The 20,479-nt window shown below is 44.7% G+C and carries 20 protein-coding genes; 14 read left to right on the plus strand and 6 right to left on the minus strand.

Annotated elements, in window-relative coordinates; translation table 11 throughout:
• Positions 1-54: 54 nt before the first annotated feature.
• The 9 genes from cysE (at position 55) to fdx (ending at position 7,960) form a co-directional block, all read left to right on the plus strand.
• Complete coding sequence (gene cysE / locus C3Y98_RS09520) at positions 55-804, plus strand: serine O-acetyltransferase (RefSeq protein ID WP_135278365.1); 750 nt, start codon at positions 55-57, stop codon at positions 802-804.
• Between the two features lie 150 nt (positions 805-954).
• The gene (locus C3Y98_RS09525; RefSeq protein WP_135278366.1) at positions 955-1,461 is read left to right on the plus strand and encodes an Rrf2 family transcriptional regulator; all 507 of its coding nucleotides are present in this window, start codon (positions 955-957) and stop codon (positions 1,459-1,461) included.
• 22 nt (positions 1,462-1,483) lie between these two features.
• Positions 1,484-2,629 (plus strand): cysteine desulfurase family protein, encoded by a 1,146-nt coding sequence (locus C3Y98_RS09530; RefSeq protein ID WP_135278367.1) that lies wholly within the window; start codon positions 1,484-1,486, stop codon positions 2,627-2,629.
• Between the two features lie 55 nt (positions 2,630-2,684).
• Positions 2,685-3,938: an IscS subfamily cysteine desulfurase gene (locus tag C3Y98_RS09535; protein ID WP_135278368.1), complete on the plus strand. Its 1,254-nt coding sequence runs from the start codon at positions 2,685-2,687 to the stop codon at positions 3,936-3,938.
• A gap of 190 nt (positions 3,939-4,128) precedes the next feature.
• Positions 4,129-4,524, plus strand: coding sequence for a Fe-S cluster assembly scaffold IscU (iscU, locus tag C3Y98_RS09540; protein WP_019897763.1), 396 nt, complete (start codon positions 4,129-4,131; stop codon positions 4,522-4,524).
• Positions 4,525-4,697: 173 nt separating this feature from the next.
• A complete protein-coding gene (gene iscA / locus C3Y98_RS09545) occupies positions 4,698-5,021 on the plus strand; it encodes an iron-sulfur cluster assembly protein IscA (protein ID WP_135278369.1) in 324 nt (107 codons plus the stop codon).
• 11 nt (positions 5,022-5,032) lie between these two features.
• Positions 5,033-5,563 carry a Fe-S protein assembly co-chaperone HscB gene (gene hscB / locus C3Y98_RS09550; protein ID WP_135278370.1) on the plus strand — a complete coding sequence of 177 codons (531 nt, stop codon included), beginning with the start codon at positions 5,033-5,035 and terminating at the stop codon, positions 5,561-5,563.
• 34 nt (positions 5,564-5,597) lie between these two features.
• Positions 5,598-7,493 carry a Fe-S protein assembly chaperone HscA gene (gene hscA / locus C3Y98_RS09555; protein WP_135278371.1) on the plus strand — a complete coding sequence of 632 codons (1,896 nt, stop codon included), beginning with the start codon at positions 5,598-5,600 and terminating at the stop codon, positions 7,491-7,493.
• 125 nt (positions 7,494-7,618) lie between these two features.
• The gene (gene fdx, locus C3Y98_RS09560; RefSeq protein ID WP_135278372.1) at positions 7,619-7,960 is read left to right on the plus strand and encodes an ISC system 2Fe-2S type ferredoxin; all 342 of its coding nucleotides are present in this window, start codon (positions 7,619-7,621) and stop codon (positions 7,958-7,960) included.
• 100 nt (positions 7,961-8,060) lie between these two features.
• Here the strand turns inward: fdx and C3Y98_RS09565 are convergent, their stop codons facing one another.
• The 3 genes from C3Y98_RS09565 to C3Y98_RS09575 form a co-directional block, all read right to left on the minus strand.
• A complete protein-coding gene (locus C3Y98_RS09565; RefSeq protein ID WP_135278373.1) occupies positions 8,061-8,705 on the minus strand; it encodes a carbonic anhydrase in 645 nt (214 codons plus the stop codon).
• A gap of 48 nt (positions 8,706-8,753) precedes the next feature.
• Positions 8,754-10,307, minus strand: coding sequence for a SulP family inorganic anion transporter (locus C3Y98_RS09570; protein ID WP_135278374.1), 1,554 nt, complete (start codon positions 10,305-10,307; stop codon positions 8,754-8,756).
• Between the two features lie 84 nt (positions 10,308-10,391).
• Positions 10,392-10,598 (minus strand): hypothetical protein, encoded by a 207-nt coding sequence (locus C3Y98_RS09575; RefSeq protein WP_135278375.1) that lies wholly within the window; start codon positions 10,596-10,598, stop codon positions 10,392-10,394.
• Between the two features lie 165 nt (positions 10,599-10,763).
• Here C3Y98_RS09575 and C3Y98_RS09580 point away from each other — a divergent pair, with 165 nt between their 5' ends.
• From C3Y98_RS09580 to C3Y98_RS09590, 3 genes are read left to right on the plus strand one after another with little or no spacing between them, the layout of a single operon-like run.
• A complete protein-coding gene (locus C3Y98_RS09580) occupies positions 10,764-11,495 on the plus strand; it encodes a response regulator transcription factor (RefSeq protein ID WP_135278376.1) in 732 nt (243 codons plus the stop codon).
• A gap of 13 nt (positions 11,496-11,508) precedes the next feature.
• The gene (locus C3Y98_RS09585; RefSeq protein WP_135278377.1) at positions 11,509-13,482 is read left to right on the plus strand and encodes a hybrid sensor histidine kinase/response regulator; all 1,974 of its coding nucleotides are present in this window, start codon (positions 11,509-11,511) and stop codon (positions 13,480-13,482) included.
• A complete protein-coding gene (locus tag C3Y98_RS09590) occupies positions 13,479-13,937 on the plus strand; it encodes a response regulator (protein ID WP_135278378.1) in 459 nt (152 codons plus the stop codon). Before C3Y98_RS09585 ends, C3Y98_RS09590 begins: the two co-directional genes overlap by 4 nt.
• 78 nt (positions 13,938-14,015) lie before the next feature.
• Here the strand turns inward: C3Y98_RS09590 and C3Y98_RS09595 are convergent, their stop codons facing one another.
• From C3Y98_RS09595 to prfB, 3 genes are all read right to left on the minus strand, one after another.
• A complete protein-coding gene (locus C3Y98_RS09595; protein WP_135278379.1) occupies positions 14,016-15,533 on the minus strand; it encodes an OprO/OprP family phosphate-selective porin in 1,518 nt (505 codons plus the stop codon).
• A 199-nt stretch (positions 15,534-15,732) separates the two neighbouring features.
• The gene (lysS, locus tag C3Y98_RS09600; RefSeq protein ID WP_209308782.1) at positions 15,733-17,283 is read right to left on the minus strand and encodes a lysine--tRNA ligase; all 1,551 of its coding nucleotides are present in this window, start codon (positions 17,281-17,283) and stop codon (positions 15,733-15,735) included.
• A 1-nt stretch (position 17,284) separates the two neighbouring features.
• Positions 17,285-18,389 (minus strand): peptide chain release factor 2 gene (gene prfB / locus C3Y98_RS09605; RefSeq protein ID WP_135278380.1). Its coding sequence is split into 2 segments (ribosomal slippage): positions 17,285-18,307 and positions 18,309-18,389, totalling 1,104 coding nucleotides; the frame shifts between segments, so codons are not numbered across the junction.
• A gap of 387 nt (positions 18,390-18,776) precedes the next feature.
• Between prfB and C3Y98_RS09610 the strand changes: the two genes are divergently transcribed.
• The gene (locus tag C3Y98_RS09610) at positions 18,777-19,433 is read left to right on the plus strand and encodes a DUF47 domain-containing protein (RefSeq protein ID WP_135278381.1); all 657 of its coding nucleotides are present in this window, start codon (positions 18,777-18,779) and stop codon (positions 19,431-19,433) included.
• A gap of 10 nt (positions 19,434-19,443) precedes the next feature.
• Positions 19,444-20,445: an inorganic phosphate transporter gene (locus tag C3Y98_RS09615; protein ID WP_135278382.1), complete on the plus strand. Its 1,002-nt coding sequence runs from the start codon at positions 19,444-19,446 to the stop codon at positions 20,443-20,445.
• Positions 20,446-20,479 lie beyond the last annotated feature (34 nt).

Consider the following 20,479-nt stretch of genomic DNA (forward strand, 5'->3'; position numbering starts at 1 on the left):
ACCATTGTTGTTTATGGCATAATTACGCCCTATCTAAAACCAACGCCCAACCACATGTTTGACCACATAAAAGAAGATATTTCTATTGTTTTCGAGCGCGACCCTGCTGCGCGCACACATTGGGAAATTTTAACCACCTACCCTGGCGTACATGCATTATTGATGCATCGTTTAAGCCACTGGTTATGGAAAGCCAACTTTTTCTGGCTAGGTCGCTTCTGTTCGCACATTGGGCGCTGGTTTACCGGTATTGAAATCCACCCGGGGGCCACGATAGGCCGCCGTGTTTTTATTGACCACGGCATGGGTGTCGTGATTGGGGAAACCGCTATTATTGGTAACGACTGCACCCTGTACCATGGTGTGACGCTAGGCGGCACCTCATGGAATAAAGGCAAACGCCACCCCACCCTAGAGTCTGGTGTAGTGATTGGTGCTGGGGCCAAAGTATTAGGGCCTATCACCATTGGTGAAGGCGCAAAAATCGGCTCGAATGCGGTTGTGGTAAAAGATGTGCCTGCTAATGCAACAGCGGTAGGCATTCCTGCACGTATTCTGGAAGAAGAAAAATCCAAGAAGCGCGAAGAAACTGCACAAAAGATTGGATTTGCCGCCTATGCGGTGGGTAATGACGAAAATGACCCAATGATTAAGGCGATACATTCATTACTAGACCATGCGGCAAAACAAGACCACGCAATTACTGAGTTGCAAGCGCAATTAGCACGCCTAAATACCGATGAACGTAGCGATACTGAAGTGGCTGAAGCGTTTAAGGTGCCGACAACAAACCAGAAACCATAGCTTGAAACTAGCAAACCAGAGACTACAAGCAACTATTCCAAGTTTTAACCAAGCCAGGCAAGGCTAAACCAACGCGCATAATAGTTGACTAAAATTGTAAGGAATTATACAATTCACGCATCCATGATACTTAAACATATTTAGAACACTATGCGATTAACCACTAAAGGTCGATTTGCTGTTACGGCAATGTTGGATCTAGCGATCAATGAAACAAAAGACGCACTCGAAGCCAAGCCAGTCACGCTAGCTGGCATCAGTGAGCGACAAGACATATCACTTTCATACTTAGAGCAGTTATTTAGCCGCTTGCGCAGACAAGGTTTAGTCAAAAGTATTCGTGGACCGGGCGGCGGCTATAACTTAGCAAAAAGCCACACTGAAATTTCAGTGGCTGAGATTATCAATGCTGTGGATGAACAAATTGATGCAACACAATGCGGTGGCCATGAAAACTGCCGTGATGAAGGTCGATGCATGACACATGACTTATGGTCGGCATTAAACACCAAAATTTTAGAGTATTTAGCAGGCATCACCCTTGCTGACATGGTAGCGTCGCAAAAAAGTGGTCAAAAAGTATTAATCACTCCTCGCAACTGCACAGCAGCACATGACAAAGCCGTTGCCATTAATACTGCAGCGATTGCTAACTAGACGATCTGATTAAGTTTAAGCGATGTCCAGCATTTATCTAGATCATAACGCGACTACAGCGCTAGACCAGCGCGTGTTAGAAAGCATGTTGCCTTGGATGCAGAGGCAAAGCGGCAATCCTACAAGCCGCCATGTGTTTGGCAGATCCTCGCGTGACGCCATTGAGCATGCCAGAACGCAAGTAGCTGAAGCTTGTGGTGCATATGCCTCACAAGTGATTTTTACCGCATCTGGCACGGAAGCGAATAACTTTGCAGTCAAGGGCATAGCAGGCAGCCAAGCGGGCAGCCAGATTTTACATAGTGCGATTGAACACCCTTGTGTATCTCGCCCAGCTAAAGCAATGCAGCAAACAGGATGGTTAAGCAATGCCATCGGGGTGGATGAACATGGCGTACTGTCAGTTGCACAACTACAGCAACACTTGCAAACACAGACCAGTGTCGTCTCGGTGATGCTCGCCAACAATGAAACTGGCGTCATTCAAAATATTGCCGAGATTGCTGAACTTACGCGTAAAGCTGGTGCTTTTATGCATACAGATGCAGTGCAGGGCTTAGGCAAAATGCCGGTGAGCTTTACAGATTTAAACGTGCATGCCATGACGGTCTCAAGCCATAAAATTCATGGGCCACAAGGCGCAGCAGCGCTAATTTTAGATAAGCGCGTGGATATTCAGCCGCTGTTACATGGCGGAGGCCAAGAGCGTGGTTTACGTAGCGGTACAGAAAATGTGGCAGCCATTGTTGGCTTTGGTGCTGCATGTGAGCTGGCAGTCGCCAATTTGGCGCATTTTGCAAGCCATACGCAAATGCTACGCGACACGTTTGAGCTAGGCTTAAAATCGCTGAATGTAACGATATTTAGCCAGCACACGACACGTATACCCAATACTAGCTTCTTTGCATTAGATGGCATTGAAGGCGAGACTTTGGTGACAGCATTAGACCGTAAAGGGTTTGCCGTAGCGAGCGGTTCGGCATGCTCAAGTGACAGTACAGAACCTAGCCATGTATTACTGGCAATGGGCATTAAGCCAGACTTAGCGCGTGGTGCAGTACGTGTCAGCTTTGGTGCTCACAATACTTTATTGCAGGTAGCCGACTTTTTAACTGCGCTTAAGAATGAAATTTTGAGATTAAAACAGCTCACTGGTGTGGCAGCTTAAGCCGCCAACATCAACACTGAATATATATAACGTAACTGGTAAGGATAATTAAGAAATGTCAGCATCAATTGAAATGCAAGTATTGAAAGGCTCAGGAGATGACCTTCATCCAATTTATTTGGATTACTCAGCCACTACGCCTGTAGATCCTCGCGTTGCCGCAAAAATGATTCCGTACATTACAGAGCATTTTGGCAACCCTGCTTCACGTAGCCACCCCTACGGCTGGACAGCAGAAAAAGCAGTAGAAAACGCACGTGAAGAAGTGGCCAAATTAGTAGGCGCAGACCCACGTGAAATCGTATGGACCTCAGGCGCCACTGAATCTAACAACCTTGCCATTAAAGGTGCTGCTAATTTTTACTCAGCCAAAGGTAAACATATTATTACCGTGACCACTGAACACAAAGCAGTGATTGATACCGTGCGTGAGCTTGAGCGTCAAGGTTTTGAAGCAACTTACCTAGACCCAGAGCCAAGCGGCTTATTGGATTTAGAAAAATTCAAGGCGGCTATCCGCCCTGACACAGTGTTGGCTTCTGTGATGTTTGTGAACAACGAAATCGGTGTGATTCAGGACATTACTGCGATTGGCAATATCTGCCGCGAAAATGGCGTGATTTTCCATGTGGATGCGGCACAAGCCACCGGTAAAGTGCATATTGATCTAGAAAAGCTACCTGTAGATTTAATGAGCTTTAGTGCACATAAAACCTACGGCCCTAAAGGTGTTGGCGCATTGTACGTACGTCGTAAACCACGTATCCGCATTGAGGCGCAAATGCACGGTGGCGGTCATGAGCGCGGCATGCGCTCAGGCACATTGGCTACACACCAAATTGTTGGCATGGGTGAAGCGTTCCGCATCGCACGTGAAGAGATGGATGAAGAAAACGTACGCATCCGCCGCTTACGCGACAAGTTACTGCATGGCTTGCAAGACATTGAAGAAGTGTACGTTAATGGTGATTTAGAGCAACGTGTACCGCACAATCTGAACATCAGCTTTAATTATGTTGAGGGCGAATCACTCATCATGGCAGTAAAAGGCATTGCGGTATCAAGCGGCTCAGCGTGTACATCAGCCAGCTTGGAGCCTAGCTATGTATTGCGCGCACTTGGCCGTAGCGACGAATTAGCACACAGCTCAATCCGCTTCTCAATTGGCCGCTTCACTACTGATGCAGATGTTGATTACACCATCAGTTTAATGAAGGGGAAAATTGATAAATTAAGAGAGCTCTCACCTCTTTGGGAAATGTTTAAAGATGGTGTAGATTTATCAAAAGTAGAATGGGCAGCACATTAAACATTGATATTTGCATCTTGATGATGCGATTAGTGTATTCACCTATCAATAACAAACGAATACACTCTCGCATGGTCAAAATTACAGATAGGCATTTAACTTAGTTGCATTATTAGATGTACTGGAAAGCGTAGCAATACTTGCTAACAATTACGTAAAAGGCTTTCTAGTACATAACAGGAGAACGAAAATGGCATATTCAGACAAAGTATTAGATCACTACGAGAACCCGCGTAATGTTGGTTCTTTAGATAAAAATGATCCACAAGTGGGGACTGGCATGGTGGGTGCACCAGCTTGTGGCGATGTGATGAAGCTGATGATCAAAGTAAATGACAGCGGCATTATTGAAGATGCTAAGTTCAAAACTTATGGCTGCGGCTCTGCAATTGCCTCTAGTTCATTAGTGACTGAATGGCTAAAAGGCAGAACCATTGAAGAAGCGTACGCAATTAAGAACTCTGAAATTGCAGAAGAGCTTGCATTACCGCCAGTAAAAATTCACTGCTCAGTATTGGCTGAAGATGCAATTAAAGCAGCTGTGGCGGATATTAAAGCCAAACAAGCTGCAAAAGAAGCCGCTTAAGCTCACATACACGAGAAGCGAATCCGGAGCATTAATCTGATTATTGTTCTGGACAACTAGGTTAAGCTTAGCCAAGCGTTACTTCTGCTCATGACGCCGCCAAAAGCGCGCTAAGAAAGCTAGCGCTGCTTTGTAGTATAAAATAGCAGTCTAAAAGGATTAAACAAAGAACTATGGCAATTACACTCACAGAAACTGCGGCCAGCCGCGTTGAAAAATTTCTTGCGAATCGCGGTAAAGGCGTAGGTCTGCGCTTGGGCGTTAAAACCACAGGCTGTTCAGGCATGGCTTATACCCTAGAGTTTGTCGATGAGATGCAGCCAGAAGATGTTGCGTTTGAGAGCCATGGCGTTAAAGTGATTATTGACCCTAAAAGCTTGGTTTACCTTGATGGTACTGAGTTAGACTTCACCAAAGAAGGTCTGAACGAAGGCTTTAAATTTAACAACCCTAACGTTAAAGATGAATGCGGTTGCGGTGAAAGCTTCACTGTTTAATTTTGATACACATGCAGAGCACGCCACCCAATCACTTTGAACTATTCTCTATTGCAGAACAGTTTAATCTCGATTTAAGTACGCTAGAAAGTAACTATCGCAAAATTCAGTCTGCGGCCCATCCGGATCGATTTATCACCGCAACCGCCGCAGAAAGACTATCTGCCATGCATCTGGCAACCTCTGCCAATGAAGCATATTCCGTATTAAAAAGTCCGGTCAAGCGCGCTAAGTACATGTTGGAGCAACATGGCATCAATGCCATTGCCGATACCAACACTGCTATGCCGATGGATTTTTTAATGCAGCAGATGGAGTGGCGTGAACGCATTGAAGATGCAAAAATGGCACGCGATATCCCTGAGCTAGATAATATTGCTGATGAATTAGCGACCGAAGCTAAAGCATTGATTGGTGACCTATGTGAGTTATTCGATATTAAACAAGACCTAGCCGCGGCAACCGAAATTACACGCAAACTCATTTTTATCGATAAAGTTTGTGCAGACATCGACCAAGTCATTGAACAGTTAGATCATTAGCGTAGCAATTAACAGATAAGCAACTCGTAAACTTATGGCATTACTCCAAATTTCAGAACCAGGCATGAGTGCCGCACCTCATCAGCACAGACTTGCTGTAGGCATAGACTTAGGTACCACCAACTCACTAATTGCAACTGTGCGCAGCGGTATGAGCACCGTACTGCAAGATGACTTTGGCCATGCATTATTGCCCTCAGTGGTACGCTATATGCCTAATGGCGACATCGTGGTTGGCCATGAGGCGCAAGCACACCAAAGTGAAGACCCGGTTAACACTGTTATTTCAGTCAAACGCTTTATGGGCCGTAATTTAAACGACATCACTAATAAGGCGCATATCCCGTATCGATTTGTTGAAGGCGCAGATGCGGCTACAACACGCAGCTTGCAGCTGCAAACCCGTGCTGGCCTTAAAACACCGGTTGAAATCTCCGCTGAGATTCTTAAAACACTAAAAGCCCGTGCTGAAAAATCACTGGGGGGTGAGCTAGTGGGTGCGGTCATTACAGTGCCGGCCTATTTTGATGATGCTCAACGCCAAGCAACAAAAGATGCAGCGCGTTTAGCTGGTTTAAATGTATTACGCTTACTCAATGAGCCCACAGCCGCCGCAGTAGCTTATGGCTTAGATAACGCAGCAGAAGGTACCTTTGTTATTTATGACTTAGGTGGCGGCACATTTGATGTGTCTATCCTACGATTATCTAAAGGCGTGTTTGAGGTACTTGCCACCAATGGTGACGCAGCATTAGGCGGCGACGACTTCGACCACCGCATTTACTGCTGGGTGCTAGATCAAGTGCGTGCCGCGACCGACAACTTCGCCCCACTGACAGAAGAAGACACCAGACTACTGCTCACCAAGGCACGTCAGGCAAAAGAATGGCTCACCGATAATTTTGAGGCTCAAATTGTCTGTCGATTAGGTAATGGCATCTTGGTCGATGTTACCTTGACTGCACCGCAGCTTGTCGAGGTCACCGAACATTTGGTCAGCAAAACCTTATCACCAACACGTAAAGCCATGCGCGATGCCAAACTCAGCATTGAAGATATTAATGGTGTGGTGTTAGTAGGTGGCGCTACCCGTATGCCACACATTCGGCATGCAGTACAAGAATACTTTCAACAAGAACCCCTCACTAACTTAGACCCGGACAAAGTGGTAGCACTCGGCGCCGCGATTCAAGCCAATATCCTTGCTGGCAATAAGAGCGATGACGACCTATTATTGCTGGATGTTACCCCGCTATCGCTAGGTCTGGAAACCATGGGCGGCTTGGTAGAAAAAGTCATCCACCGCAACAGCACATTACCCATCGCACGTGCACAGGAGTTCACCACTTACAAAGATGGGCAAACCGCCATGAGCGTGCACGTAGTACAGGGTGAACGTGACTTAGTGAGTGACTGCCGCTCCCTCGCCCGCTTTGAGCTACGCGGCATACCACCAATGGCTGCTGGTGCAGCTAGAATTCGCGTGACATTCACAGTAGATGCCGACGGCTTACTCTCAGTATCAGCACGCGAACAAAGCACAGGTATTGAAGCGCACATCGCAGTGAAACCATCTTACGGCCTCACCGAAGACGAAATCACTAACATGCTGAAAGCCTCTTTCAACAGTGCAGAGGAAGATAAAAAAGCACGTATGCTGGCAGAAGCAAGGGTAGATGCCGGCGCCATTATCGGCTCCATTAGCGCAGCGTTAGCTGCTGACGGCAACCTGATTAGCCCAGAAGAAGTGAAAGCGATTGAAGCCGAAATTCAGAAACTGCAGCAACTGGCTGCAGCCGAAGACGCAACGGCAATTCATCAAGCGGTAGATGCACTTAACCATGCAACTGAGGCATTTGCCGCAGCGCGTATGGACGCAAGCGTAAGCCGTGCTTTAGCTGGTAAACATTTAGAAAACCTAGATTTATAATCTGGGATTTATAACTTTAAAAACAGTGTGGTACTAACAAACCATTAAGCGCATGCGCGACCAATACAGGTAGCGAGATGGCTTTAAGGCTGAAGTTGGCACTACAGTATTATTGAGAAACCGATATGCCACAAATTATTATCCTGCCTCACGTAGAACTTTGCCCGGATGGCGCAGCTATTGAAGCACAAACTGGTGAGTCTATTTGCGATGTCTTGTTGAATAACGATATTGATATTGATCATGCTTGCGACAAAGCCTGTGCATGTACCACGTGCCATGTGATTGTGCGTGAAGGCTTTAAATCACTGAGTGACTCAACCGAGCAAGAAGATGATTTACTGGATAAAGCCTGGGGCTTAGAACCAAACTCCAGACTCTCATGCCAAGCCGTTGTGGGTACAGAAGACTTAGTCGTAGAAATTCCAAAATACAGTATCAACATGGCAAAAGAAGGCCATCGCTAAGAAAAATACAAAGGTAGCATTGCGTCACAAACAAATGCTCCACCAGTAAAAAAGCCACCTTTAGCAGGTGGCTTTTTTACTGCGGGCTTACAAATGGTTATTAACCAATGTAAGTTTCTTCTAGGAAGTTCACTTTGCCTGTTGTCAGGTCATAAATAGAACCTACTATCGCAATCTGCCGCGCTTCAATCATATCGTTCACGATATCACTTTGGCGGATAATGGTATCAATCTGGTGCTTTACATTCAGCACATTGATTTTCTCAACAAAGTCCGGGTTTTTAGAAGTTCTCTCTTCTTTATTTAACACCGTTTTTTCATGGCGAATTGATGGCTTAATAAAGTTGATAATTTCACCGATATGGCCATCTTTAAAGTCATCGCACGCTGCTTTTACTGCGCCACAGCTGCTATGCCCCATCACCACAATTAGCTTACTACCTAAGTATTTAGAGCTAAACTCCAAGCTGCCAATCGCTTTATCTGACGCAATATTACCAGCTAAGCGCACACTAAAAATATCGCCCAACGCCTGATCAAATAACAACTCTACTGGCGCGCGTGAATCACTACAGCTCAGAAAAGATGCGAAAGGATGCTGTTTGTCTCTAGTAATATTCAGCAAGCTTTGAAAGTCTTTATCGTGTGAGTAGTTATTCGTAAAACGAAGATTACCTTCCACTAAAATATCTAAAGCCTCTCTCGGTGACATTTGATCGCGGTTAAGTAATGGATGTTTATACATGCTTAATTCCTATTTTAATAATAATGAGCAAACTTCTAATTCAGTTGATTAATATTTAGGTTGAATAAATTTAATCGTTTCCACTTCAATATTCTTTAATTTTGCATGAAGCGGGTAATCACGGATATATTCTACAACATCGTATGCAATTGATTTGCAATTAGAACAATCGATAATCACCTTTGCATTGCCAGGAATCACTTCCAGCACCTTTAAGATACTCGCTTTATTAAAGAATGAAATCTCTTCAGCCAACACAATATGATGTACCTCACGGCCGTCCTCTGTTGTTGTGGTTTCTTTCATATAGTGCGAGTTACGGTAACTATGGTGCAAGGTATAAAACACACCCACCACCAACCCAATCGCAATACCTGTTAATAAATCCGTCAACAAAATAGCTACTACCGTCGCAATAAATGGCGCAAATTGCTCCCAGCCTAGCTTATACATATGTGCAAACAACGATGGCTTTGCTAACTTATAACCGACCATAATCAAGATAGCAGCCAAGCTGGCTAAAGGTATCATATTTAGAAGGCCTGCAATGGTCACCGCACTCAACAATAACCAAATACCGTGCAAAATCGCTGACAATTTAGTTTTAGCACCAAACGTGATATTAGCAGAGCTACGCACAATCACCTGCGTAATCGGTAGGCCGCCAATCAGCCCCGACAGCAAATTACCAATACCTTGTGCTTTAAGCTCCTGATTCGTAGGGGTAACACGTTTTAGTGGGTCTAGCTTATCCGTAGCCTCCACGCATAATAGCGTTTCCAAGCTTGCCACAATCGCCATGACCACTGCGACCTTATAAACTTCAATATTGCTGATTTGTGAAAAGTCAGGCGTTGTAAACTGCCCTATTAAGTCGCCCACACTATGTGCTACCGGCAGTTGCACAATCTGATTATCTGCTAAAGAGAAATTGAGAATACCGTTTTGGAACAGCCAGTTAAACAAAATACCAACCAACACCACCACAATCGGCCCTTGTAGCAACTCAAATGCGCGGTGTTTCTTCGATAGTGTTGTATCCCACAATACCAATATCAGCATAGACACTGCTGCAATTAATAGCGCCCCCGGTGTTAACAAAGCCCAAGCATCAGCTAGCGCTGAGAAGGTATTGCTTCCGTCTGCCTGTACAAAAGATTCGCTACCTTGATAATCAAAGTCATAACCCAGCGCATGCGGTATTTGCTTCAGCACAATTAACAAACCAATACCAGTTAACATACCCTTGATGACAGACGATGGCACAAAGTACGCAATAAACCCAGCCTTAAAATAGCCTAACAAGAACTGAATCACCCCAGCCATCACAACAGCGAGTAAAAATGCCTGAAATGAGCCTAGGGTGCCGATTGCAGTTAGCACGATGACCGCCAGCCCGGCTGCCGGACCACTCACACCTAGCTGAGAACCGCTAAACATCCCGACCACTATGCCGCCAACGATACCGGCAATCACGCCAGAAAATAAGGGGGCACCTGATGCAAGTGCAATACCTAAACATAAAGGCAGCGCGACAAAAAACACCACAATACTTGCAGGCAAATCATTTTTAACTTCACTAAACCATGTAGCTATTTTCATTATTACTATCTCTACAATATTATTTCTGAGCCGAGGATGAAGGCTATGTCACTGACTAGTGACATAGCCTTAATTTAGTTAACGCTATCTGACCTTGCTTTCCATGTAAGGTCTAGAACCTAGAAACTTAGTTTTGAGTACGTCATGCTTATCTGACTTATTCTCTTTAGCCACCTCTGCTTTAGTGTCTTTGGCTGGCTCGGCCTTTTCTTTCTCCACGTCCTGTTTTTCACTGGCATACGCACTGAGTGCAAACATCAAACCGAGCAACCATACTGACAATACTTTCATTCTTTTCTCCTAATCTATCTTTCTAAGTGTTGTATCTGAAACTGGACAACATTGATTCATTAACAACGAAAGCCATTGTATAGAGAGAGATTGCAACAAAAGTCTACCGATATAGGTATATCAGTATATACTGAACGGCATATACAACCTTCACGTACCTATACAATGGAAAGCGCTAGAGAGTTTCGATTAAGTAACCGCGAATCGCAGGCAAAAGAAGCCCAAGTCAGGCTATTTAATGGCTTGGGTGCCGCGCTGTTTGAAGATGGCTGGAAAACAGATTCACCACAATATTTTTTAGATTTAATTGCAGCATACATTGCGGCAGAACATGGCATTATCGCAACGGAGTCAGCAGGAAAGCTCAATATCGTTGCAACTAAAGGGCAAACGTTACCGCAAGGTACGCGTGTGCCAATGTTGGGTATTTTTGCCACACTGTTAAAATATCCGGTTAAGTTTAAGGCGCACCATTACCAGGGCAGCATGTTCTGGACTTACACACCTAGCGACATTGATCAGGAATACCTCATCCCTATTGCTATCGGCCAACAGTCTGCAGGTCTAATCGCACTATCGGGTCAGAATTTACAACTCACCCCACATGAACTTATCACGCTGCAATCAATCAGTGGCATTCTAGGCTTAGCACTTAAGCAAGCATCGACTATGAGCACAGAAGATAAAGACCTCACCGTCATTGAGCGACTCACCCCCAGAGAGCGCGAAGTATTCGCCTTACTACCATCAGGGTTGAGCAATCGGGAATTAGCTGCAAAACTGGGAATTTCAGCCGGGACCGTTAAAATTCATGTGGAAAGGGTTTTAAGCAAACTCAATTTACGCGATAGAACCCAAGCCGCGGTTAAGGCTTACGAGCTTGGTTATAGAGCCTAATGAACAGATTAGCATGATGAATATTCAGATAAAACTAAACGCATACATACAGCAGTTACGAGCACCGTCATCTATTTGGCAAGATCTGCCATTACGGATCAAGGGGCCAATCGTGATTGCATTGCCGCTCACCATTTTGCTGCTATCCCTACTCTCCCTATATTTGCACGAAAAACAAGCGGCTATACTCGAGAATAAACTAAGAGTCGCCCTGCAAAACCAGCGGGATATTCAAGCGGTGCATACCCAGTTGGTAGAGGCCTCTACTGGCGTACGTGACTACTTACTAACTGGTGAAAAGTCTTTTCTCACCATTTATTTTCAAGCCAATAAAAAACTAGCCTCCACCCTTAGCAAGCTGGAAGATGAGTTGGAAGATGAAGAACAAATAGCAAGACTCAGCCGTATCAAGCCGCTGGTCAACCAAAATCTGGCAGACTTAGCAGAGCTAGTCAGTAGCAACCTAGAAATTGATAGCACTGCACTGGTAAAGCAATTTAGTGTGCAGGGTAAGACCTTAAACAACTTGCGCACGCTAATAGAAGAAATGAGTACGCGTGAGGCAAAATTGGTCGCAGATGACCAAAAGCAAGTGAACTATGAAAGGCAACGCAATATCAACCTCACCATTATTTCGGCATTGGCAGGTATTTTAGGTACGCTAGCCAGCGCGTGGGTTTTTTCCAGAACCATCGTCAAGCGAGTGCAGTTAATCCGTGACAGCGCCGCACACTTAGCTAGGGGTGAAGCGCTTGCACTCCCCTCCATCAGCCAAGATGAACTTGGCCAATTGGCGCATGAGCTTGACCAAGCCGCTCAGCTACTCACCAACAGTATGTATGAAGCAAACTTGGCAAAACTGCAGGCACAGGAAGCCAATGCAGAAAAAAGCATTTTCTTATCAAGAACTAGCCACGAGCTAAGAACCCCGCTAAATGCAATTTTAGGTTTTGCACACCTGCTGGAAACAGACTTAACCGACATTAAGCAAAAGGAAAGTCTGTCTATGATTTCTGCCGCCGGTAAGCATCTGCTCAAACTGATTGATCAGGTATTGGATATTGCCAGGATTGAATCTGGAGATATGCAGATTGATATTCAGGCATGTGATATCTCTGCACTGCTAGATGAAGCCACACATTTTATGCATCCGCTTGCCAAGGCACGGGACATTCAGATTAAAACCTACTATCCGCCGCACCTCACCATTGCCACAGATAGGCAAAGGCTGCTGCAAATCGTGCTTAACTTGATTTCTAACGCACTGAAATATGGCCCAGCTCATGCCAAAGTGTATGTTCAGGCTTACATAAAAGATGACAAAGTCATCATCGAAGTGGCAGATGAAGGCAAAGGCATCCCAAAATCTATGCATCATCGCGTTTTCACACCGTTTGAACGCTTAGGCGCAGAAAATACAAAGGTAGAGGGCGTTGGTCTAGGTTTGGCACTCAGCAACCAAATGATGGCAGCACTTGGTGGTGAAATTCATATCGCGAGTGATAAGAGCTTATTCCAACTCACCCTGCCCTACAAGCAGCTTGCAGAAACGCCAGAACCCGCGATTGATGCGCCGTCTACCTTAAATAGCATCTCATTGCGGCATCAGGCCAAAATTCTATATGTAGAAGACAACCCTAGTAACCGAGCGCTTATCGAAGCAATTATTGCCAGAAATGCCAACTTCCACTTATATGCCGTTAGTACCATTCAAGAGGCTAGGAGTTTCTTGGTAAAATCGACCCCAGATATTGCCTTAATTGACTTGAATCTGCCGGATGGCTCCGGTGTGAACTTAGTCGAGCATATCCAAAACAACGCCCATCATGCACATATCCCTATCCTGATTCTGTCAGCAGATGCAACGCCCGCAAGTATTGGTAGACTAAAGCGTATGGGGGTATATGAGTACTTTACTAAACCCTTGGATATTGCAGCATTTAACCAAACACTCAATAAACTACTCAACTCGATTGAAAAGAAATGAACGAAAAGCTAATTCTTAACGCTAAGATTCTCATCATTGATGACTCTGATGCTAATTTACGCCTACTCGAAGAGCTACTGGCAAGAGAGGGCTTCACCCAAGTGCTCAGCACGACAGATCCAACACGTTCTATGGATTTATTTAACGCCCTGCAGCCCGATATTATTTTGTTAGACCTCATGATGCCAGAGCTAGATGGTTACGCAGTACTAGAGCAGCTATCCAAGCGCATCACGCCGGATGAATATCTTCCTGTATTGGTACTCACGGCAGACAGCACGATTACCGCCAGAAGGAAAGCGCTATCACTGGGCGCTAAAGACTTCCTCACTAAGCCGTTTGACTCCATTGAAGCCATGCTAAGGGTATGGAACTTACTAGAAACGCGCATGCTGTTTCGCGCGTTAAAAGCACACAATCCACAACTCACAATGCCTAAGCACTCTATTAAATAACAATAAAAGCACAAATCACACTCCCATAAAAAAACCCGCGTAAGCGGGTTTTTTTATATAAATACAGTGAAGTATCAATTAGAAGTTAAATTGAGCACGGGCTGTAATTGCTTTCTCATTATCCTTCAATTTACTCTCAATCATGATTGGCGTATCAAAGTTGGTCTGAACAAAGTTAAGCATAAAACGTGTATTTGGGTTAGGTACAAAGTTCAAACCAACAGTCCAAGCACCTGCCTCAAACGTATTAGTTTTACTCGTTGTATTGATTCGCGAGACGCCGTTTTGTGTACCGCCACCAGCAGCAGCAAAGTTTGAGTTATTAAAATCGCTGGCATCAATATGTGCATAACGTAAACCTAACTGCCAAGTGCCGCCACCTTTACCCAAATCAAAGTTATTAGTTGGTTTAACACCTTTGAAAACACCATCTTTGTAAAAGTCAGCAAACTTCTCGCCAGTAATGTTCCATAAAGTTGATACATACCATGCATCTATATTGTTATTAAAATCAGCTGTCGGACTTAAATCACCTTTGAAACTATTACGCATCCACTCACTCACGACCTTGACTGGACCTAACGCAACAGCGCCCTCAAGAGCAAAACGCTGACGCTCAATAGCGTTGCTAGTATTTGCCACTGAGCCAACATTTGGTAATGCTAAAAAGTTCACACCACGTGCTTCTGTTCTAAACTGGTTACTACCCGCTACCCACCATGTTGAAGCACTGCTTGAAGCTGAGTTAGCCTTTGAGAACTCGGTATCTGCGTATCCAACACCTAAATGGTATACAGCATCTTTATTACCCATCAGTTCTGCAAAGTTTACCGTTGCATTTAATTGAACCTCAGGTTTGCTTACTCGGCTATCAACATCATTACTATTTTTGTTACCTTCACCGTTAATAACGGAGACAGCATAAGTCAAGCCGTCTTTTGGAATACCCCAAACCATTAAACCGCGGTCTTCATAACTACCTAAACTATCATGTAAGCTACGCTCTAAAAAGTCCAAAGTATTAGAGCTCATTTTACGCTCCATGCTAATTGGCGCTTTAAATTGACCTACAGTCACTTGCAATGGACGCCAGTAGTTTACATTCACCCACGCCTGATCAAGCGTTGCGCCAGTATTACCAGCAGTTTGACCAGCAAAGTCGCCTGATAACTGGAATGTGTAATGATCCATAATCTGACCGCTTAAAACTAAGCGAGCGCGGCGAATATCGAATGTATCAGATTCATTAGCAGAGCTATTAGATGCCAACTTATCATTGCCACTGTGATCAAAGTTGCGGTAGTCAGCGTGAATGCGGCCACCCAAAGCAACGCTGACTGATTTATCTTCGTTCTCAAAACGCAGACCGTCTTTATTCACTACATTAATTTGTTTTTTTGACTTTGCTTCAGCCGCATCACGTTCACCACTGCGGCCTTTAGTTAGCAATGCGCCTTCTTCTTCAGTTAACACGCCTTTTGCAACTAACGCATTCACAATATCGATAGTAGAATCTGCAGATGCCTGTTGCGCAACACCTAACATTAATGCACCTGTGATACTCGCAGCTACCAAGCTACGTAATTTGTAGTTCATTTACATTCCCTCTATTAATTTAATAATTATTTACTGCGTTTTTCGACAGAGGGGATTTTGCGGTAGCTGTATTACAGTTTCATGACAGATCAAACTTTATAAAAATTAATTTTATTTCCGTTGTATTTTTACAACAAAAAAGCCGTCACTAGTATTCACTAGCAACGGCTTTTCTATCGCAAGCAATGCTGATTAAGGCTTAAGCTTCTGGACGCATATGCGGGAACAAAATCACATCGCGGATACTTGCACTGTCCGTAATCATCATCACCAAGCGGTCAATACCAATCCCACAACCGCCAGTCGGTGGCATGCCGTACTCTAGTGCACGGATAAAGTCTGCATCGTAGTACATCGCTTCAGCGTCACCCGCTTCTTTTGCTTTCATTTGTGCATGGAAGCGCGCCGCTTGATCTTCAGCATCGTTTAATTCGCTAAAGCCGTTCGCAATCTCACGTCCTGTCACAAACAATTCAAAACGCTCAGTGATTTCAGGGTTAGCGTCTGATGCACGCGCTAACGGTGAAACTTCTACTGGGTAATCAATAATGTAGGTAGGTTCCCACAATTGGCTCTCTGCAGTTTCTTCAAACAAGGCCAATTGCAATGCACCTAAGCCTGCATGGTCAAATGGTTTAGTACCAAATTTCAGTATCTCTGCACGCAAGAAGGCAGCATCGTTCAACTGCTCCAACGTATATTGCGGTGCATATTTTTGAATCGCACCTACAATGGTCAAGCGTTGGAATGGCTTGCTTAAATCTAACTCACGGCCTTGATATTGCAACACGGCTGAACCTGTCGCCGCAATCGCCGCAGTGCGAATACAGCGCTCGGTAAAGTCCATCAACCATAGGTAGTCGGTATAAGCCGCATAAAACTCCATCATGGTAAATTCTGGGTTATGGCGTACGCTCAAACCCTCGTTACGGAAATTACGATTCACCTCAAACACACGCTCAAAACCACCAACAACTAAGCGCTTCAAATACAACTCAGGAGCAATACGCATATACATTTGCATATCGAGCGCGTTGTGATGCGTAATAAACGGCTTAGCTGACGCACCACCCGGAATCGGGTGCAGCATTGGTGTTTCTACTTCTAAAAACTGATTCTCCAGCATAAAACTGCGAATCGCTGATACAACCTTACTACGCGCAATAAAGGTAGCACGGGTTTCTTCAGACACCATCAAATCTACATAGCGTTGACGATACTTAACCTCTTGGTCTTGCAAGCCATGAAACTTTTCAGGCAATGGGCGCAATGATTTAGTCAACAAACGCAGCTCAGACACCTTGACTGAAAGCTCGCCCGTTTTGGTTTTAAACAACACCCCTTTAGCCGCAATAATGTCGCCCAAGTCCCAGTGTTTAAACGCCTCGTAAACAGCCTCACTGTTTTCATCAGTGAAATTATCTTTAGAAACAAATAGTTGAATACGACCCGTACTGTCTTGCACCGTGGCAAAACTGGCCTTACCCATGACACGTTTTAACATCATGCGGCCTGCAATACTGACGTGCACGGCGCGAGGTTGCAGTATTTCATTATCAAACCCACCAAACTCAGCATGTAGCGCTACAGCCTGATGCTCTGGTTTAAAGTCATTCGGGAAAGCAACTGAGCCAGTTTGCTTGGCGTTTTCACGAATCAACTTTAATTTTTCGCGGCGCTCAGCAATCACATGATTTTCATCCACTGCAATCACTTCATTATTTTGTTCATTATTTTGCACGTTACTCACACTACACTCCCTGCTTCAAACTTTCGGTAATAAATGGGTCAAGATCGCCGTCAAGCACGCCTTGCGTATTGCCAATTTCCACACCAGTACGTAAATCTTTAATACGTGACTGGTCTAACACATAAGACCTGATTTGATGACCCCAACCAATATCTGTTTTGGCATCTTCAAGTGCTTGTTTTTCTTGATTACGCTTATTCAACTCTAAATTATAAAGTGCACCCTTCAGCATATTCATCGCTTCTTCTCGATTGCGATGTTGCGAACGATCGTTTTGACACTGCACCACGGTATTGGTTGGAATATGCGTAATACGTACCGCAGAGTCGGTCTTATTAATATGCTGCCCACCCGCACCGCTTGCACGATAAGTATCAACACGTAAATCCGCAGGGTTAATGTCGATTTGAATCGAGTCATCCACCTCAGGGAATATCTGCACACTGGCAAAACTGGTATGGCGCTTGGCGTTGGAATCGAATGGAGACTTACGCACTAAACGATGCACGCCATTTTCTGTGCGTAAAGTACCGTAGGCATAATCGCCAGACACTTTAATTGATGCACCTTTAATACCGGCAACATCGCCTTCAGACTCTTCTAGCACCTCAACCTTAAAGCCCTTACGCTCGCAATAACGTAAATACATACGAAGCAGCATATTCGCCCAGTCCTGCGCTTCGGTACCACCGCTACCTGATTGAAACTCGATAAAACAGTTCGCAGAATCCAGTTCGCCAGAGAACATACGCCTGAACTCCATCTCGGCGATTTCTTTTTCTAGCGCCAAAGAGTCATGCTCAACACTCACTAAAGTATCGTCATCATTTTCTTCTCGCGCCATCTCAAACAACTCTTGCGCATCTTTTAGCCCTGCCTGCACATGGGTGAGCGTGTTTACTACCAATTCAAGCGCACGCTTTTCTTTGCCTAGGGCCTGGCTTTTAGCGTTGTCATCCCAAATCTTGGGGTCTTCCAGTAAGCCATTAACCTCTTCTAAACGCTGACTCTTAGACTCAAAGTCAAAGATACCCCCGAAGAGCTAGGTTACGCTCGCCTAAATCGCCTAAGCGATTAGCAATAATATTGAGTTGTTCTGCTTCCATAATGCTTACGTGTTGCTAAAAAACGCCATTATACAGCAAAGGCTTATCCCGCCATATTGCCGGATTTAAGTCGCGTCAACCAACAACATTCATGTCTAATTAACTAATATCCTATGCCGCAGAAAATACTCACAACCTGCGCGTTAAAATCCTGCTTAAACACACGGTACTCATTAGCTACCCGAGCTTTTTACCCTGCATATATAGATTAAATGCCAGATGAAAGCATTTCATCACGTAAAGTAATCAATTTCCGTGATTGAAAAAAGTTCCATTAAAACCATATAAATACTCGCAGATTTTGGCCTAGACGGTTAAACTTGCGATATTCAAGAATTTTTAATCTAAAAGTAACAAAACAGTAATAAATAAGGGAGTTAAAAAACTATGGCAAATGCTGCACTTGGTCGATTAATGGCTGCAATTTCACCTCGTAATGACAATTACTTCGTACTTTTCAACAGCCTAGCAGACTGTGCTGTCAAAGGCTCAAAAGTACTTGCCATGATGGCTGCAGTAAGAGATAGCGAAAAGTTCGATGAACATTTTGCTGAGATTAGAAAAATCGAATCTGAAGCAGATGAATATACAAAAGAAATTTTACTCTCCCTACATAAAACATTTATTACACCATTTGACCGTCGTGAAATTCGTGAACTAGCAATGGCATTAGATGACATCATCGACTACATGGAAGCCATTCCACAAAGTGCAAAAATATACGGTCACACCGCGTTTACACCTGAAATGGTAGCGCTAGGCCAAATTCTGCTACGCGCATCTGAAAAAGTACGTGAAGCGGTAAGCATGCTGTCAGACATGAAAAACTCTAGCCGCATCCTACAAACTTGTGAAGAAATTAGCAGCATCGAAGGCGAAGCTGATCACGTGATGCGATCAGGCATGCATCGCTTATTTGCTGAAGAAGGCGATGCCCGCACCTTAATCCGCTCAAAAGAACTCTACGATTTATTTGAAGAAGCAGTTGATAGCTGTGAAGACGTTGCAGATGTAATCCATGGCGTTGTACTTGAGCGCATCTAAGGGGTAAACAATGGATCACGCAATTCTCATCATGGCGTTTCTCGTGGTGGTTGCCCTCATATTTGACTTTATGAACGGTTTCCATGACGCAGCTAACTCTATTGCACTCATGGTTTCAACGCGCTTACTCACACCACAGGCCGCGGTAGTATGGGCAGCATTTTTTAACTTCATTGCATTCCTGTTCTTTGGTCTACATGTCGCTGACACCGTGGGCAAAGGCATTATTGATCCCAACATCGTCAACAATGCGGTGATATTTGGTGCACTGATTGGTGCAATTGCATGGAACATCATCACTTGGTGGTTCGGCATTCCGTCATCATCATCACATGCACTCATTGGCGGCTTACTCGGTGCAGGCGTAGCGCATGCAGGGACTCAAGGCATCATTCTCGGGACCAAACTCATTACTACTGGTGTTGCCATTGTGCTGTCGCCACTATTTGGTATGCTGCTGGCCATGCTGCTCTCAGTTGCTGTGCTATGGCTGTTTCAAAGGTCGTCACCATACAAAACAGAGAACCGTTTTAATAAGATGCAATTTATTTCATCTTCTCTATTTAGCTTAGGTCACGGCGCTAACGATGCACAAAAAACCATGGGTATTATCACCGTGCTGCTATTTGCAAACGGCTACCTACACGGCGATTTTCATGTGCCATTTTGGGTAGTGATTTCATGCCAGCTAGCGATGGGCTTAGGTACATTGATGGGTGGATGGCGTATTGTGCGCACCATGGGCATGGGCATCACTAAAGTACGCCCAACCGGCGCATTCTGTGCACAAACCTCTGGTTCTATCGCATTGTTCTTAGCCACATCATTTGGTATTCCGGTTTCAACCACACATACCATCACGGGTGCAATTGTAGGCGTAGGCGTATCTCGCCGTGCTTCTGCAGTGCGTTGGGGCCTTGCATCAAGGATCGTCTGGGCATGGGTACTCACCATTCCATGCGCTGGTTTAATGGCAGCAATTGGCTACCATTTAGGCCGCAGCTTTATGTAATTATTAGCAAATCGTAAAAAAGGGCTCACTTAGA

The organism is Methylotenera oryzisoli (assembly GCF_004661485.1).
Lineage (GTDB): Bacteria > Pseudomonadota > Gammaproteobacteria > Burkholderiales > Methylophilaceae > Methylotenera > Methylotenera oryzisoli.